The sequence below is a fragment of the Streptomyces sp. NPDC058683 genome, from assembly GCF_042716195.1.
Taxonomy (GTDB): Bacteria; Actinomycetota; Actinomycetes; order Streptomycetales; family Streptomycetaceae; genus Streptomyces.
The window spans coordinates 1-13,434 of record NZ_JBHXSK010000050.1 but is presented as its reverse complement, the minus strand read 5'-3'; the positions used below and the strand labels follow the sequence as shown (position 1 = coordinate 13,434).

Annotated in this window: 11 protein-coding genes and 1 pseudogene; 7 read left to right on the top strand and 5 right to left on the bottom strand. The window is 70.4% G+C overall.

From position 1 onward, the window contains the following. Window positions 1-627 (bottom strand): annotated as a pseudogene (locus tag ACFWXC_RS40715) (sensor histidine kinase); the annotation flags it as partial. Further along, the gene (locus ACFWXC_RS40710; RefSeq protein WP_384487142.1) at window positions 624-1,352 is read right to left on the bottom strand and encodes a response regulator transcription factor; all 729 of its coding nucleotides are present in this window, start codon (window positions 1,350-1,352) and stop codon (window positions 624-626) included. The pseudogene ACFWXC_RS40715 and the gene ACFWXC_RS40710, both read right to left, overlap by 4 nt. A 407-nt stretch (window positions 1,353-1,759) precedes the next feature. Here ACFWXC_RS40710 and ACFWXC_RS40705 point away from each other — a divergent pair, with 407 nt between their 5' ends. Continuing rightward, window positions 1,760-2,269 carry a transglycosylase SLT domain-containing protein gene (locus ACFWXC_RS40705; RefSeq protein ID WP_384487140.1) on the top strand — a complete coding sequence of 170 codons (510 nt, stop codon included), beginning with the start codon at window positions 1,760-1,762 and terminating at the stop codon, window positions 2,267-2,269. Between the two features lie 13 nt (window positions 2,270-2,282). Here the strand turns inward: ACFWXC_RS40705 and ACFWXC_RS40700 are convergent, their stop codons facing one another. Next, complete coding sequence (locus tag ACFWXC_RS40700) at window positions 2,283-2,897, bottom strand: TetR/AcrR family transcriptional regulator (protein ID WP_384487138.1); 615 nt, start codon at window positions 2,895-2,897, stop codon at window positions 2,283-2,285. Window positions 2,898-2,984: 87 nt separating this feature from the next. On the opposite strand from ACFWXC_RS40700, the gene ACFWXC_RS40695 reads away from it, so the two are divergent. After that, window positions 2,985-3,641, top strand: coding sequence for an O-methyltransferase (locus tag ACFWXC_RS40695; RefSeq protein WP_384487136.1), 657 nt, complete (start codon window positions 2,985-2,987; stop codon window positions 3,639-3,641). Between the two features lie 10 nt (window positions 3,642-3,651). On the opposite strand, the gene ACFWXC_RS40690 is transcribed toward ACFWXC_RS40695, so the two are convergent. Beyond that, window positions 3,652-5,106: a purine-cytosine permease family protein gene (locus tag ACFWXC_RS40690; protein WP_384487134.1), complete on the bottom strand. Its 1,455-nt coding sequence runs from the start codon at window positions 5,104-5,106 to the stop codon at window positions 3,652-3,654. A gap of 235 nt (window positions 5,107-5,341) precedes the next feature. Here ACFWXC_RS40690 and ACFWXC_RS40685 point away from each other — a divergent pair, with 235 nt between their 5' ends. After that, complete coding sequence (locus ACFWXC_RS40685) at window positions 5,342-6,148, top strand: serine hydrolase (protein WP_384487132.1); 807 nt, start codon at window positions 5,342-5,344, stop codon at window positions 6,146-6,148. A gap of 107 nt (window positions 6,149-6,255) precedes the next feature. Then, window positions 6,256-7,431, top strand: coding sequence for an AI-2E family transporter (locus ACFWXC_RS40680; RefSeq protein ID WP_384487130.1), 1,176 nt, complete (start codon window positions 6,256-6,258; stop codon window positions 7,429-7,431). 14 nt (window positions 7,432-7,445) lie between these two features. Here the strand turns inward: ACFWXC_RS40680 and ACFWXC_RS40675 are convergent, their stop codons facing one another. Beyond that, the gene (locus tag ACFWXC_RS40675) at window positions 7,446-9,710 is read right to left on the bottom strand and encodes a nitrate- and nitrite sensing domain-containing protein (RefSeq protein WP_384487128.1); all 2,265 of its coding nucleotides are present in this window, start codon (window positions 9,708-9,710) and stop codon (window positions 7,446-7,448) included. Window positions 9,711-10,282: 572 nt separating this feature from the next. Here ACFWXC_RS40675 and ACFWXC_RS40670 point away from each other — a divergent pair. From ACFWXC_RS40670 to purU, 3 genes are all read left to right on the top strand, one after another. Beyond that, window positions 10,283-11,626 (top strand): aminomethyl transferase family protein, encoded by a 1,344-nt coding sequence (locus ACFWXC_RS40670; protein WP_384487126.1) that lies wholly within the window; start codon window positions 10,283-10,285, stop codon window positions 11,624-11,626. 72 nt (window positions 11,627-11,698) lie between these two features. Then, window positions 11,699-12,571 carry a methylenetetrahydrofolate reductase gene (locus ACFWXC_RS40665; protein WP_384487124.1) on the top strand — a complete coding sequence of 291 codons (873 nt, stop codon included), beginning with the start codon at window positions 11,699-11,701 and terminating at the stop codon, window positions 12,569-12,571. Next, the coding region (purU, locus tag ACFWXC_RS40660) for a formyltetrahydrofolate deformylase (RefSeq protein ID WP_384487122.1) at window positions 12,568-13,434 on the top strand (867 nt) is incomplete at its 3' end. The genes ACFWXC_RS40665 and purU, both read left to right, overlap by 4 nt.

The following is a 13,434-nucleotide window of genomic DNA, read 5'->3' as shown; positions in this document are numbered from 1 at the left end:
TGGCCCCCCCAGGCGGGGGGGGGGGCCCCCCCCCCCCCGCGCCCCCTGTTCCCGCCGGGCCCCAACGGCCGAAACGTATCCCGCCAGGACCAGCCCCAGGCCGGCGATGCCGGCCTCGACCACGACCAGGGAGTCGATCATGTGCTGCACGCTGCCCACGGGCAGCCCGGCCAGCATGGCGGTGCCGTCCTCGTCGACGGCGGTCAGCCGGTAGGCGCCCAGGCCGGGGATGGTCCGGGTGTGCAGGGTCCCGTCCGTGGGGAGGCCGCCGAGGGCGGCGCGCTCGGCGGTGGTGAGGGTACGCGGGCCGTCGTCGGTCACCACCTCCGCCGTGGTGATCCGGCCCCCCTCGACTAGGGCGGCCAGGGTGCCGGTGTGCTGGCCCCGTTCGTTGAGGAAACCGAGGTTCGCGCCGGGCGGCCCGTGCTCCCGGCCGCCCTGGCTGTGCTCGGCGGCGTCGGTCACCCGCTGGTCCAGGTCCCGGATCAGGTAGCAGCGCTGGACGAGCACGGTGGCCAGGGCCATCGCCGTGCAGACGACGGCCAGGGTGACGGTGTGGACGAGGACCATACGGGCCCGAAGCGAGCGCCCGCGGAGATGAGCCAGGGTGCGGCGGACCGCCGTCATGCCTCGTCGTCCGCCGGTCTGAGGACGTATCCGGCGCCCCGCACGGTATGGATCATCGGCCTGCGCTCCTTGTCGATCTTCGCCCGCAGGCCGTAGACATACACCTCCACCAGATTCCCGCCGCCGTCGAACGAGCTGTTCCACACGTGGTCGAGGATCTGCGTCTTGCTGAGCACCTGGCGGGGGTGGCTCATCAGGAACCGCAGCAGGTCGAACTCCTTCGCGGTGAGCGAGATCGGCGTGCCGTCCCGGCGCACCTCGCGGGTCTTCTCGCCGAGCACCAGGTCGCCGACGACCCGCACCCCTTCCTCCTCGGCGACCTCGCCCGCCCCGGAGCGGCGCAGCAGCCCGCGCAGCCGGAGCATCACCTCCTCCAGCGAGAAGGGCTTGGTCACGTAGTCGTCGGCACCGGAGGACAGCCCGTCGAGCCGGTACTCCACCGCGTCCCGGGCGGTCAGCATGAGCACGGGCAGCCTGGCGTTCTCGTACCGCAGCCGGCGCAGCACCTGGATCCCGTCCAGGTCGGGGAGCATGCCGTCCAGCACGACGGCGTGCGGACTGTGTCTGCGGGCGGTGCGCAGGGCGCCGTATCCGTCCTGAGCCACGAACGGCCGCCAGCCCGCCGCGGTGACGGCCACCGAGAGCAGCTCGGTCAGCTCGGGTTCGTCGTCGACGATCAGCACTCGGATCGCGTCGTCCGCCGCGCGTGTGAGGGTGTCAGACATGCCCCCGATGCTCTCCCGGCGGGCTGTACGCGAGCTGTGGAACGACCTCCCGATGATCATGGTGAACCACCCGGTTTTCGCCTTCCGAAGGGCCCCGGATGCGTGACGCCACCCATAGGAGCCAGATCACATCCTATCTGGGGTAGTAGACGCGAAACGCCCTGAACGCCATGCAAGCCGCATCAAAAGGTGCATTTAGCCGGTTTATACGAAGTTCCGTAGTACGTCACATCATTGCGTCCCGCTCCGGCGAGCGCTAACCATTGCTCTCGTCGCCGGGAGACGGGCGATGGACCGAGCGGATACCCGCCGGGTCCGCCCACTCCCGCCGGTTGTACGGGGCTCCGCCCCACGCCGCCGCACACAGCGGCCGGCGCCGACGCCGTCCCCACCGGAGATTCGTTCACATGACCATGACCACTCGCACCCGCATCGCCCGCCTCCGCACCATCGGCCTCACCGGCCTCGCCACCACCGGTGCCGCGGCGGCAGCTCTCACCCTCATGCCGACGACCGCGCAGGCCGCCGAAATGACGCAGGCGCACACCTCCACCGCGGTCACGGCCTCCAGCAACGACAGCCGGAAGTCCGGCTACTCGAACAACCTCGACGGCTGGATCAAGCAGTCCCTGCAGATCATGAAGTCCAAGGGCATCCCGGGCAGCTACGACGGCCTCAAGCGCAACATCATGCGCGAGTCCGGCGGCAACCCGGGCGCCCAGAACAACTGGGACGTCAACGCGCAGAAGGGCACCCCTTCCAAGGGCCTGCTCCAGGTGATCGACCCCACCTTCAACGCGTACCACGTCAACGGCACCGCGAAGAGCGTCACCGACCCGGTGGCCAACATCACCGCGGCCGCCAACTACGCCGCCCACCGCTACGGCTCGATCGACAACGTCAACTCCGCGTACTGAGCGCGGCGGTGACTCAGCGGGCCGACCCCGGCCCGCCGTGCCGCAGCAGGAAAGCGTCGGCAAGGGCGTCGGTGAAGTCCTCGCCAACCGGCCCGGCCGACACCAGCACCCGGTAGTAGAGCGGGCCCACCAACTGGTCCGTCTCGGTCTCCAGGTCGAGCCCGGCGGGCAACCGGCCCGCCGCCACGGCCCGTTCCAGCAGAGCGCGATCGCGCCGGCGCTGCGGGTCCAGGCAACGCGACCTGAACTCCCCGGCGAACGCCGGATCGTGCTGGGCCTGCGCGAGCAGCGCCCGCAGGACGGCGCCGGAGTCGGACTCGCCGAGGAACCTGGCGAGCCGGCGCAGCCAGTCCCGCAGATCGGTGGCGAAGTCCCCGGAGTCGGGCGGGGCGAGATCCTCGTCCGCGTCCTGGAGGAAGGCGTCCATCAGGACGTCGGTCTTCGTGCTCCACCAGCGGTAGACGGTCTGTTTGGACACCCCGGCCCGTGCGGCGATGCCCTCCATGGTCACGCCCGCGAAGCCCTTCTCGGCGAGCAGGTCGTCGGCCGCCTCCAGCACCGCCAGTCGAGCCTCTTCGCTCCGGCCGTGCCGATTGCCGTGATGCCGTCGTTCCGCACCGGCTGTCATCCTCTCGCCTCCTCGGCAAGGAGGCCGCCTCGGGAGGCGGCCGGAAATCCCTAGAATAGACGCAACGTCTCGTCTACTCTAGCGCCCATGACGTATACGCACACACTCGCCGACCCCCGGGTCGAGGATGCCCTGCGCCGGATGTTCGCGCAGGCCGAGCAGGACGACGCGGTCGCGGAGCGGGTCGACTGGGGATCCGGGCCGACGTCGATGTCTCCCCAGGAACACGCCGACGCGGCCTCGGAGATCTACATGCCGATCTCGGCCGCGGGCGGTGAACTCCTCTACAGCCTGGTCCGCGCCGTCCGCCCGGCCACGGTGGTCGAGTTCGGGATGTCGTACGGGATCTCCACGCTCTACCTGGCCGCCGCGGTGCGGGACAACGGCGCGGGGCGGGTCGTCACCACGGAGCTCAGCAAGGAGAAGATCGCCGCCGCGCGGCGCACCTTCGCCGAGACCGGCCTGGACGACCTGATCACCGTGCTGGAGGGAGACGCCCGCGACAGCCTCGCCGGTCTCGACGCCCCGGCCGACTTCGTGCTCCTCGACGGCTGGAAGAACCTCTGCCTGCCCGTGCTGAAGCTGCTGGAGCCGCGTCTCGCCCCCGGCACGCTCGTCGTCGGCGACGACTCCACCTTCGCGAGCATGCGGCCCTACCTCGACTACGTACGCGACCCGGCGAACGGCTACCGCAGCGTCGGCTTCCCCGTCGAGGACGGCATGGAGATCAGCTGCCGGCTGTGACGCCTCCCGGCTAGAAGGGCTCGCGGTGCTCGTGCGACGCCTGCTCCAGGGCCGCGGCCTCCGCCTCGGCGATGCGGGTCTCCGCCTCGACGTCGATCGAGCGGGTCAGCCACCAGTACAGCAGCGCCGAGACCGGCAGCCCGACGAACAGCGAGATGTCGGCGCCGTCGAGGGCCTTGGCGGCGGGGCCGACGAAGAGCGTGCCGACGGAGAAGAACGGGATCATGACCGCGAACCCGACCAGGTAGGAGATGATCCCCTGCCAGCCCCAACGGCCGTAGATGCCGTTCGGCTTGAAGATCTCGGCGATCGCGTAGTGGCCGCGGCGCACCACGTAGTAGTCCATCAGGTTGACCGAGGTCCACGGGATGAACAGATAGAGCACCAGCAGCAGGAAGTTGTTGAAGTTCGTCAGGAAGTTCGAGGTCGCCGCCAGCGCGCCGACCAGGGAGAGCGCCGCGGTCACGCCGATGGTGATCAGGCGCACGCCCAGCGTCGGCCGCACCCGCTTGAACGAGTCGATGGCGCTGATCAGCGTCAGTGAACCGCCGTACATGTTCAGCGCGGTGACGGAGATCAGGCCCAGGGCGGCGAACAGCAGCACGATCGCGCCGAAGCCGTCGAAGACCTTGTCGCCGGCGGCGTTGATCGAGGGGATCGTGTCGAAGCTGTCGCCCGCCCAGGCGGCCAGCAGCGTCCCGAGCACCATCAGCCAGATACCGCCGAGCGCCGAGCCGAAGTAGGTCCAGTAGAACGTCTTGCGGACCGTCACGTCCGGCGGCAGATAGCGCGAGTAGTCCGAGACGTAGATGGCCCAGCTGATCTGGTAGCCGGCGACCACGCCGAACTGTGCCAGGAACGGCGTCCACTTGAAGGCGCCGAGATCGAAGGAGCCCGCCGGGTAGTGCAGGGTGACCAGGACACCGACGGTGAAGATCCCGAAGATGACGAGGAAGGTGTAGGTCAGGAACCGTTCGGCCTTGTGGATGATGTCGTAGCCCACCAGCGCGATGACGAACGCGACCGCGGTGACCACGATCACCCACAGCTTCACGCCGCCGTGGATCGTGGAGTCCAGCGCCTCGCCGGCCAGGCTGGTGTTGAACACGTTGAACCCCGCGTACTGCACGTACGCGAACAGCCACACCAGCAGCGCCCCGACATAGCCGAACTGGGGGCGCGACTGGATCATCTGCGGGAGCCCCAGCTGCGGCCCCTGCGCCGAGTGGAAGGCCATGAAGAACGTGCCGATCACGGTCCCGGCGACGATCGCCAGCAGCGACCAGATCAGATTGCCGCCCTCCGTGATGCTGATCAGCCCCACGGCCAGGGTGGCGATCTGCGCGTTCGACATGAACCACAGCGGTCCCAGATGCCACAGCTTGCCGTGCCGCTCGTCCAGCGGCACATAGTCGATGGACCGGACCTCCAGACCGCTCACCCGCGGTTCCGCCGATGTGCTCATGGCACCTCCCAGGGGTCGGTCCGTCACTCTGGTCACATTCTTCCCCCGGAAAGCTCCGGATGAGGCCTACGGAATCCGCGTTCCGTACCCCGGAAGACCCACCGTGCGGTCTTGTTGTTCTTCTCACAATTCGCCCGGAACAGCCCGGTTCGTGGCCGTGGTCACGTCGCCGACCGGGCATTTTGTCTATGTTCGCAGTTCTGTGTCCCTCCGACCTGAACTGCCGAGGCCCCGCATGCTCAACCGCACCCTCGCCGTCGTGGCCACGGTGGTGACCCTGCTCGCCGGCGCCGCTCCGGCGGCCCTGGCGGCCGATGCCACCTCCGGCTCCGGCTCCACGTTCCGAACGGCCGTACAGGCGCCGGCCGAGGCACGAGTGACCGCCGCCGTCCTCGACCTGGACGGCACCGGCCGGGAACCCGTGGTCTACGGCGACGACACGCCGTACGACACGGCGAGCATCGTCAAGGTCGACATCCTCGCCTCGCTGCTGCTGCACGCCCGGGACCACCGGCGCGCCCTCACCGCGCGGGAGAGCGCCCTTGCGCAGGTGATGATCCGCGACAGCGACAACGACGCGGCCAACGCCCTGTGGCGGGCCATCGGCGGGGCCCCCGGCCTGGCGTCGGCGAACAAGCGACTGGGCCTGACCTCCACCACGCCCGGCCCCGGCGGCCGCTGGGGGCTCACCCGGACCACGGCAGGCGATCAGATACGACTGCTGGGCGCGATCTTCGGCTCCGGCCCCACACCGCTGGACGCGGCGTCCCGAAGCCGTATCGGCACCCTGATGACCGAGATCGCCGCCGACCAGTCCTGGGGCGTCTCGGCCGCCGCCGACTCCGGATGGGCGCTGAAGAACGGCTGGCTCATGCGCACCACCACCGACCTGTGGGACATCAACAGCGTCGGACGCGTCACGGCCGGCGGCCACCACTACCTCGTCGCGGTCCTCTCCAACGGCAGCGCGTCCATGCCGGACGGCGTGCAACTGGTCGAACGAGCCGCCCGTACGGCCGTCACCGCAACGGCGGCACACTGACCCCCTTGGCGCAGCACACCCCGCCCGCCGCCCGAACTGCCCCTAACGTGCACTAGAGGTGCCCTGACGCGCACCCGAGGTGACGGCGGCCGGCAACGGGAGGCGCGGTGGCGGGTTCGGGCGGACCGGCGGCCGGGCGGGGCCTGGCGCGCCCGGCACGCGGCACGACGCGGGGCACCCGGTTCGCCCGTGCGGTGCGGGTCCCGAAGCGCGCCCGCGCTCCGCGTGCCTCCGCCTCCGTCGGCGCGGTCGTCGTCCCCGCCCTGCGGATCGCCGCCGCCTACGCCTGGCGGCTCATCGTGCTCGGCATCGTCGTCTACGGCGTCTTCATCGTCCTGGGCCGCTTCCAGCTGATCGCCGTCTCCCTGTTCCTGGGCCTGGTCATCACCTCGGTGCTGCGCCCGTTCACCGACCTGCTGAGCCGATGGCTGCCCCGGCCGCTGTCCGTGGCCGTGAGCCTGGTCGGCAGCATCTGCGTGTTCCTCGGGCTGCTGGCCCTGGTCGGCAACGCGATCGCCCAGGAGTCGGCGACACTGGCCGACGAGTTCCGCGGTGGCATCCATCGCATCGAGGTCTGGCTCCAGCGCCCGCCCTTCCGGCTCGGCCCCGGCGCCCTGTCGCGTCTCCAGCAGCAGATCGTGGACTACATCCAGGCCCACCGCTCCAACCTGGCCAGCAGGGCGCTCAGCGGCTTCGGCACGCTCGTCGAAGTGGTCGCCGGGGGCGCGCTCGCACTGTTCTCGTCCGTCTTCTTCATCAACTCCGGCGAACGGCTGTGGGCCTGGACCAGCCGCGAGCTGCTGCCCGCCGGCGCCCGGAGCGCATGGGACCGGGCGGGGCACGCCGCCTGGCGGACGTTCGCCGGGTACACCCGGGGCATCATCATCGTGGCCGCCGCCAACGCCGTACTCGTCGGCATCGCCCTGCTGGTGCTGCGGGTGCCGCTCGCGCTGCCGCTCACCCTGCTGGAGTTCTTCGCCGCGTTCGTCCCCCTGGTCGGCTCACCGGTCGCCCTGGGCGTCGCCACCGTGGTCGCGCTGGCCGGTCGCGGGCCGCTCACCGCCGTGTGCGTCCTCGTGCTCATCGTCGTCATCGGCCAGCTGGAGGGACATGTGCTGCATCCCCTGGTGATGAGCTGGGCGGTGCGCCTGCACCCCCTCGTCGTCGCCGTCTCCGTCATCGCGGGCAGCATCGTCGCGGGGGTGATCGGCGCCGTCGTGGCCGTGCCGTTCATCTCCGTCCTCTGGGCGGTGGTGCGGGCCCTGCGGACCGATCCGCCCTGACCCGGTTCCGGGGCTCAGCCGTCCTTGGTGGTGCGGCGGGTGCGCCTGGGGGCCCGGCGTGACCGCCCGGAAGGTGCGGGAACCCCGGCAGGGGTGGCAGGGGCGGACGGGGCGGCAGGTTCGGACGCCGGGGCCGGAGCCGGGGCCGGGGTGGGGATGCCGTCGTCCCACGCCTCGTGTGCGCCGAACGGGTCGGCGGACCCCTCCGCGAGCAGCGCCTCGATGTCCAGGCCGGGCCTCACGCGTGTCCTCACCGCGGCCAGGGCCAGCGTGTCGGCGTCGGACTCCGCGCCGTCGCGCCACAGGACGGTGCCCGGGAGCATCACCAGCGAGGTCGTGCCGGACTCCTCGGCGGCCGGCCGCAGCTGGACCCGGACACCGTGCCGGTCGGCCAGTCTGCCGACCACGAACAGGCCCATCTGCTGGTAGACGCCGGCGTCGACGGTCGGCGGGTTCGCCAGCTTGTGGTTGATCTGCGCGAAGTCCTCGGGCATCAGGCCGATGCCCCGGTCATGGATCTCGATCATGGTCTGGGTGTCGGGCAGCCGGGTCGCCGTGACGCGGACCGTCGAGCGCGGCGAGGAGAACGCGGTGGCGTTCTCCAGAAGCTCCGCCAGCAGATGCACGAGGTCGGTGACGGCCCGGCCGTGGATCTGGGTCTCCGGGATGCCCGACAGCTCGATCCGCTCGTACTGCTCCACCTCGGAGGCCGCCGCCCGGATGACGTCGACCAGAGGGAGCGGGTGGTCCCACTGCTGGGTGGGCCGCTCACCGCCGAGCACCAGGAGGTTCTCGCCGTTTCGCCTTACCCGCGTGGCCAGATGGTCCAGCTTGAACAGGTTGGCCAGCTGCTCGGGGTCGGCCTCGCGCCCCTCCAGGTCGGTGATCAGGGCCAGCTGACGCTCGACCAGCGACTGGTTGCGGCTGGAGAGGTTGGTGAAGACCGTGTTGATGTTGCCGCGCAGCAGGGCCTGTTCGGCGGCGAGCCGGACCGCCTCCCGGTGCACATGGTCGAAGGCCCGGGCCACCTCGCCGATCTCGTCCGTGGTGGTGATCGGGATCGGCGTGACCTCGGGGTCCACCTCGCCGGGTACGGCCTGGGACAGCTGGGTGATCACCGCCGGCAGCCGCTGTTCGGCGATCTCCATCGCCGAGGCGCTCAGCCGGCGCATGCCCCGGCTCATCGAACGGGCCACCCAGGCCGCGAGCAGCAGTGCCACGAGGACGGCGCCGAGCACGAGCGAGCCGTTGGTGATCGCGTCCCGCTTCGCCTCGGCGGCGACGCTCCGGGCGTCGGCGAGCGCCGTGTCGGTGAGGTGGACCTCGATGCCCCGGCAGGCGTCGAAGGCGAGGGTGGACGCGGCGAAGAACGACTCCGGCGTGATGCCCTCGGCGGCCAGCTGCTCGGGCGGCTTCCCGGTGGCGATCTCACTGATCATCTTCGCCAGGTTCGGCGGTGCCACGAAGGTCCGCCCGGCAGCCTTGGCCTCCTCGGCCGCCTTCGCGGTCTGCTCCGCGCCCTTCTTCTCGGCGTCCGCGAGCGCCGCCCGCAGCCGGGCCATGTCCTGCGCGGTACCGGCGCCCGCGTACTCCTGGAGCGCCACCTGCTCCAGGTAGGCGTACGAACTGAACGAGCCCAGCTGGGTCGGCAGTTCGCCCTCCGAGAGGGCGGTACGGTCCTCGACCAGCAGATGCGTGCCGATGGAACGGATCAGGGACTCGGCCGCCTGGGTCAGGGAGATGGCGTAGAGGGTGCGTCCGAAGCTCGCCTGGTTGTTGCTGCCGAAGCCCAGTTCGTTGGAGAGCTCCATCAGCGGGTGCTGGACGGCGTGATAGCTCTCCTCGGTCTGCACCCCCGTCAACCGGCCCGTGAACGCGTTGGCCCGTACCACCGGAAGCTGCTTCTCGCCCGCCCGGACCAGCTCGATCCGCCTGGTGAGGCCCGCGGACCTGGGCGCGCGGGCCACCGCCCGGTCGAACGCCTCGGCGTCCGCGTCGGTCACCTTGCGCGCCGCCACCACCGCCGGCGCGTTCCGCTCGCCCGCCAGCAGCGGGATGACCGACACGTCCCGTTCGTTGATCGCGTCACTGGCATAGGCGTTCGCCGCCTGTACCAACTCCGCCACACGCACCGCGTCGTCGGCGTCCCGCAGGGTGTCGACGGAGTTCTTCACCCGGACACCACCGAGACCGAGTGCGACCAGCACGGGGATGAGCAGAATGGCCTGGAGGCGCCTTGCGACGCGCCAGTTGCCGGTCAGGGGTCTGAACTTGGGCAAGGTCGATCCACTTCACAACAGGGAGGGTGCGCAGGGCCGTCGCAGCCCGACGTTCTGTGGCCAAGTTCTAACACCCAGCGATCGGCTCCGAGCGGTGTTTCCGTGAAGCGGTTTCCTGCGAAGTGGTACAAAGCTCGATCAAAACCATCGGTGGTCAACGCACGGACCACCGGGGGGATCGCCTGCACCAGGAGGTCCGTACGGCCGGACGAACAGTCAGCGCTTGCCCCGGCGAAAGGACGGCGGGAGACGGTGGCGCGGACGGTGGTCTGCGCGTTCCTCGTCGATCATGCAGACCGAGATCCAGCCACGGACGTCGGCCGTGTGACTGCAGAGGGTCGACACGCCGATGAGCCGGCGCGGAGTTGGCGCTGAGACCCCACACCAGGCGGTAGCTGTCTGGCCCTTCGGTCATCAGGTCCGTCATGGGGTGGGACGGGTTCATGAGCGTGCCGCTGCACGCAAGCAAAGGGTGCGGATCCCGACGCTCGCCAAGCCGGGAGCGGCGCTGCTAGCGTCCGCGCTAGAACGATTAAGTACTAGATCGATCAAGCAAACGGGAAAGGAGCCGCATGACCATTCCCAGCCTCCAGGACGGCATCGACAAGGCCGGTTCGCCCGTCGCCCTGCTGTGGAAGCCCGGCGCCGAGCCGTGGACGCCCGAGGTCGTCGCGCGTGAGTACACGGGGTGGCGGCAGGAGCAGGCGGCCTGGCACGAGGGTGTCGCGCTGCTGAATCTGTCGCACCACATGTACGACCTGTGGATCGAGGGCCCGGACGCCACGCGGCTGCTGGCCGAACACGGCGTCAACAACTTCGAGCGGTTCGCGATCGGCCAGGCCAAGCAGTACGTGCCGGTCACCCGTGCCGGCCACATCGTCACCGACGGGATCCTGCTGCGCGAGGACGCGAACCGCTATCTGCTCAGCGGCATCCCGGCCGCACAGCACTGGGTGCGGTACCACGCCGAACAGGGCGGCTACGACGTCGCCTTCGTCACCGACCCCTCCAGCGCCTTCCGGCCCGGCGGGAGAGACCCGAGGCTCTTCCGCTACCAGATCCAGGGGCCGCTGGCACTGGAGGTGGTGGCCCGCGTCTTCGGCGGGCCGCTCCCCGAGACCGGGTTCTTCCACTCCACGCCGGTCACCCTGGACGGCCGTACCTTCAAGGCGCTGCGCCACGGCATGGCGGGCCAGGCCGGTTTCGAGTTCGTCGGCCCCTGGGAGCACGCGGCCCACGTCCACGAGGCCTTCCTCAAGGCCGGTGAGCCGCTCGGGCTGATCCAGGTCGGGGCCCTGGCGTACGCCACCCCGAGCGTGGAGAGCGGCTGGATCCCCTCCCCGGTGCCTGGCATCTACACCGACCCCGAACTGGCGGAATACCGGCGGTATCTGCCGCTGTTCGGGATCGAGGGCCAGCGGCCGCTGGGCGGCAGCTGGTTCTCGCCCGACATCGAGGACTACTACGTCTCCCCCTACGAACTCGGCTACGGCAAGATGATCCACTTCGACCACGACTTCCTGGGCCGGGACGCCCTGCTGAAGGCGAAGGACGAGGAACTCCGCAAGAAGGTGACCCTGGTGCTCGACCAGGGCGACGTGCACCGCGTGCTCGGCGACGGCGCCGACCCCGGGTTCGTGCTCAGCTACGCCCGCCACCGGGTGGAGAACGGCGCCGGCCTGGTCGGCGTCACCATGCAGTCCGCCTCGATCGACCCGGTCGGCACCGTGCTGGCCCAGACCCTGATCGACCCCGCGCACGCCACGCCCGGTACCGAGGTGGACATCGTCTGGGGCGAGCACCCCGGCCCCGGCACCGACCCCGGCGCGGACCTGGGCTTCCCGCGTATCCGGGCCACCGTGCAGCCGAGCCCCTTCGACCGGCACGCCCGCACCCGGTACCGCCGCGACGCCTGAGAGGGAGTCCCGGATGCAACCCGCGCGCCCCGGTGTTCGAAAATCGGGGTTTCACGTTCGGCAAGGAGCACGATGACCACCCTCGACACGGCCTCGGCGGCGCCGAGCACCGCACTGCTGGAGGACTTCTCCCTGGAGATGACCGGCAAGGACGTCCCCCGGCTGGAGGAGGCCCGCGACACCATCCCGCGGGGCACCCGCATCAACGTCACCTTCCTCGGCAACGAGGACCTGCCGATGCGGCTGGACGCGGCCCGTGCGGTCAAGCGGCTCGGCTTCGTGCCCGTGCCGCATTTCTCAGCCCGGCGGCTCGGCTCCCGCGCAGACTTCGAGCGGTTCCTCACCGGCCTGCACACCGACGGCACCTGCGACAACGTCTTCGCCGTCGGCGGCGACCCGGCCCGCCCCGAGGGCCCCTACGCGGACTCCCTCTCCCTGATCGAGTCCGGCCTGCTCCAGGAGTACGGCGTACGGCATGTCGGCATCAGCGGTTACCCGGAGGGCCACCCCGCCATACCCGGTGACGTCCTGTGGTCCGTGCTGCGCGACAAGAGCGCCGCGCTCGCCGCGCAGGGCCTGGACGGCGGGGTCATCACCCAGTTCGGTTTCGACGTCGATCCGGTCCTCGCCTGGGTCGAGCGGGTCCGGGACGAGGGCATCACGCTCCCGGTCCGTATCGGCGTCCCCGGCCCGGCCGGCGTGCGACGCCTGATGGCCTACGCGGCCCGGTTCGGCGTCGGTACCAGCGCCGCCATCGCCAAGAAGTACGGCCTCTCCCTCACCAACCTGATGGGCACCGCGGGACCGGACAGGTTCCTGCACGCTCTCGCCGAGGGCTACGACCCGGTCCGCCACGGCGAGGTGAAGATCCACTTCTATACGTTCGGCGGGCTGCGGGCCACCTCCGAATGGATCGCCCGGTTCAGGAAGGACCACCACGGATGAGCCTCGCCCAGGACACCCCGGCCCGCCCCGCCAGGCGGCGCGAGGAGCCGGACCACCAGGCCTCGCTGATCGTCCAGGGCGCCGACGCCACCGGGATCGTCGCCGCGCTGACCGCCCTCCTCAGCCGGCACGGCGCCAACATCGTCTCCCTCGACCAGTACTCCGACAATCCGCAGGGCGGCGCCTTCTTCCAGCGCACCGTCTTCACCCTCCCCGGACTCCAGGCCGCCCTGCCCGCCCTGCGTGCCGACCTCGACGAGCACCTAGTCAAGGAGTTCGGACTGCGCTACACGCTGCGCGACCTGTCCGTACCCAAACGCGTCGCGATCTTCGCCAGCAAGTCCGACCACTGCCTGCTCGACCTGCTCTGGCGGCACCGGCAGGGCCAGCTCCCGGTCAGCATCCCGATGGTGGTCTCCAACCATCCCGACGTCGCCGAGGAGGTCCGGTCGTTCGGGATCCCGTTCTTCCACGTCCCCTCCATGGGCCCGGACAAGTCGGCGGCCGAGGCCGAACACCTGCGGCTGCTCAAGGACAACGTCGACTTCGTCGTCCTCGCCCGCTACATGCAGATCCTCTCCGGCGACTTCATCGAGCGGGCCGGCGTGCCGATCATCAACATCCACCACTCCTTCCTGCCGGCCTTCATCGGCGCCGGGCCGTACGCCAAGGCCAAGGAACGGGGTGTGAAACTGGTCGGAGCCACCGCCCACTACGTCACCGAGGACCTCGACGAGGGCCCGATCATCGAGCAGGACGTCGTGCGCGTCACCCACGCGCACACCGCCGCCGACCTCACCCGCCGGGGCGCCGACGTGGAACGCGCGGTCCTCTCCCGTGCCGTGCTCTGGCACGCCGAGGAC

What these genes read in the sequence shown, in the direction of transcription:
- ACFWXC_RS40665 (WP_384487124.1), top strand. Translation starts at nt 11,699, where the DNA reads ATGACCACCCTCGACACGGCCTCGGCGGCGCCGAGCACCGCACTGCTG.
- ACFWXC_RS40690 (WP_384487134.1), bottom strand. Translation starts at nt 5,106, where the DNA reads ATGAGCACATCGGCGGAACCGCGGGTGAGCGGTCTGGAGGTCCGGTCC.
- ACFWXC_RS40700 (WP_384487138.1), bottom strand. Translation starts at nt 2,897, where the DNA reads ATGACAGCCGGTGCGGAACGACGGCATCACGGCAATCGGCACGGCCGG.
- ACFWXC_RS40705 (WP_384487140.1), top strand. Translation starts at nt 1,760, where the DNA reads ATGACCATGACCACTCGCACCCGCATCGCCCGCCTCCGCACCATCGGC.
- ACFWXC_RS40685 (WP_384487132.1), top strand. Translation starts at nt 5,342, where the DNA reads ATGCTCAACCGCACCCTCGCCGTCGTGGCCACGGTGGTGACCCTGCTC.
- ACFWXC_RS40695 (WP_384487136.1), top strand. Translation starts at nt 2,985, where the DNA reads ATGACGTATACGCACACACTCGCCGACCCCCGGGTCGAGGATGCCCTG.
- ACFWXC_RS40710 (WP_384487142.1), bottom strand. Translation starts at nt 1,352, where the DNA reads ATGTCTGACACCCTCACACGCGCGGCGGACGACGCGATCCGAGTGCTG.
- ACFWXC_RS40670 (WP_384487126.1), top strand. Translation starts at nt 10,283, where the DNA reads ATGACCATTCCCAGCCTCCAGGACGGCATCGACAAGGCCGGTTCGCCC.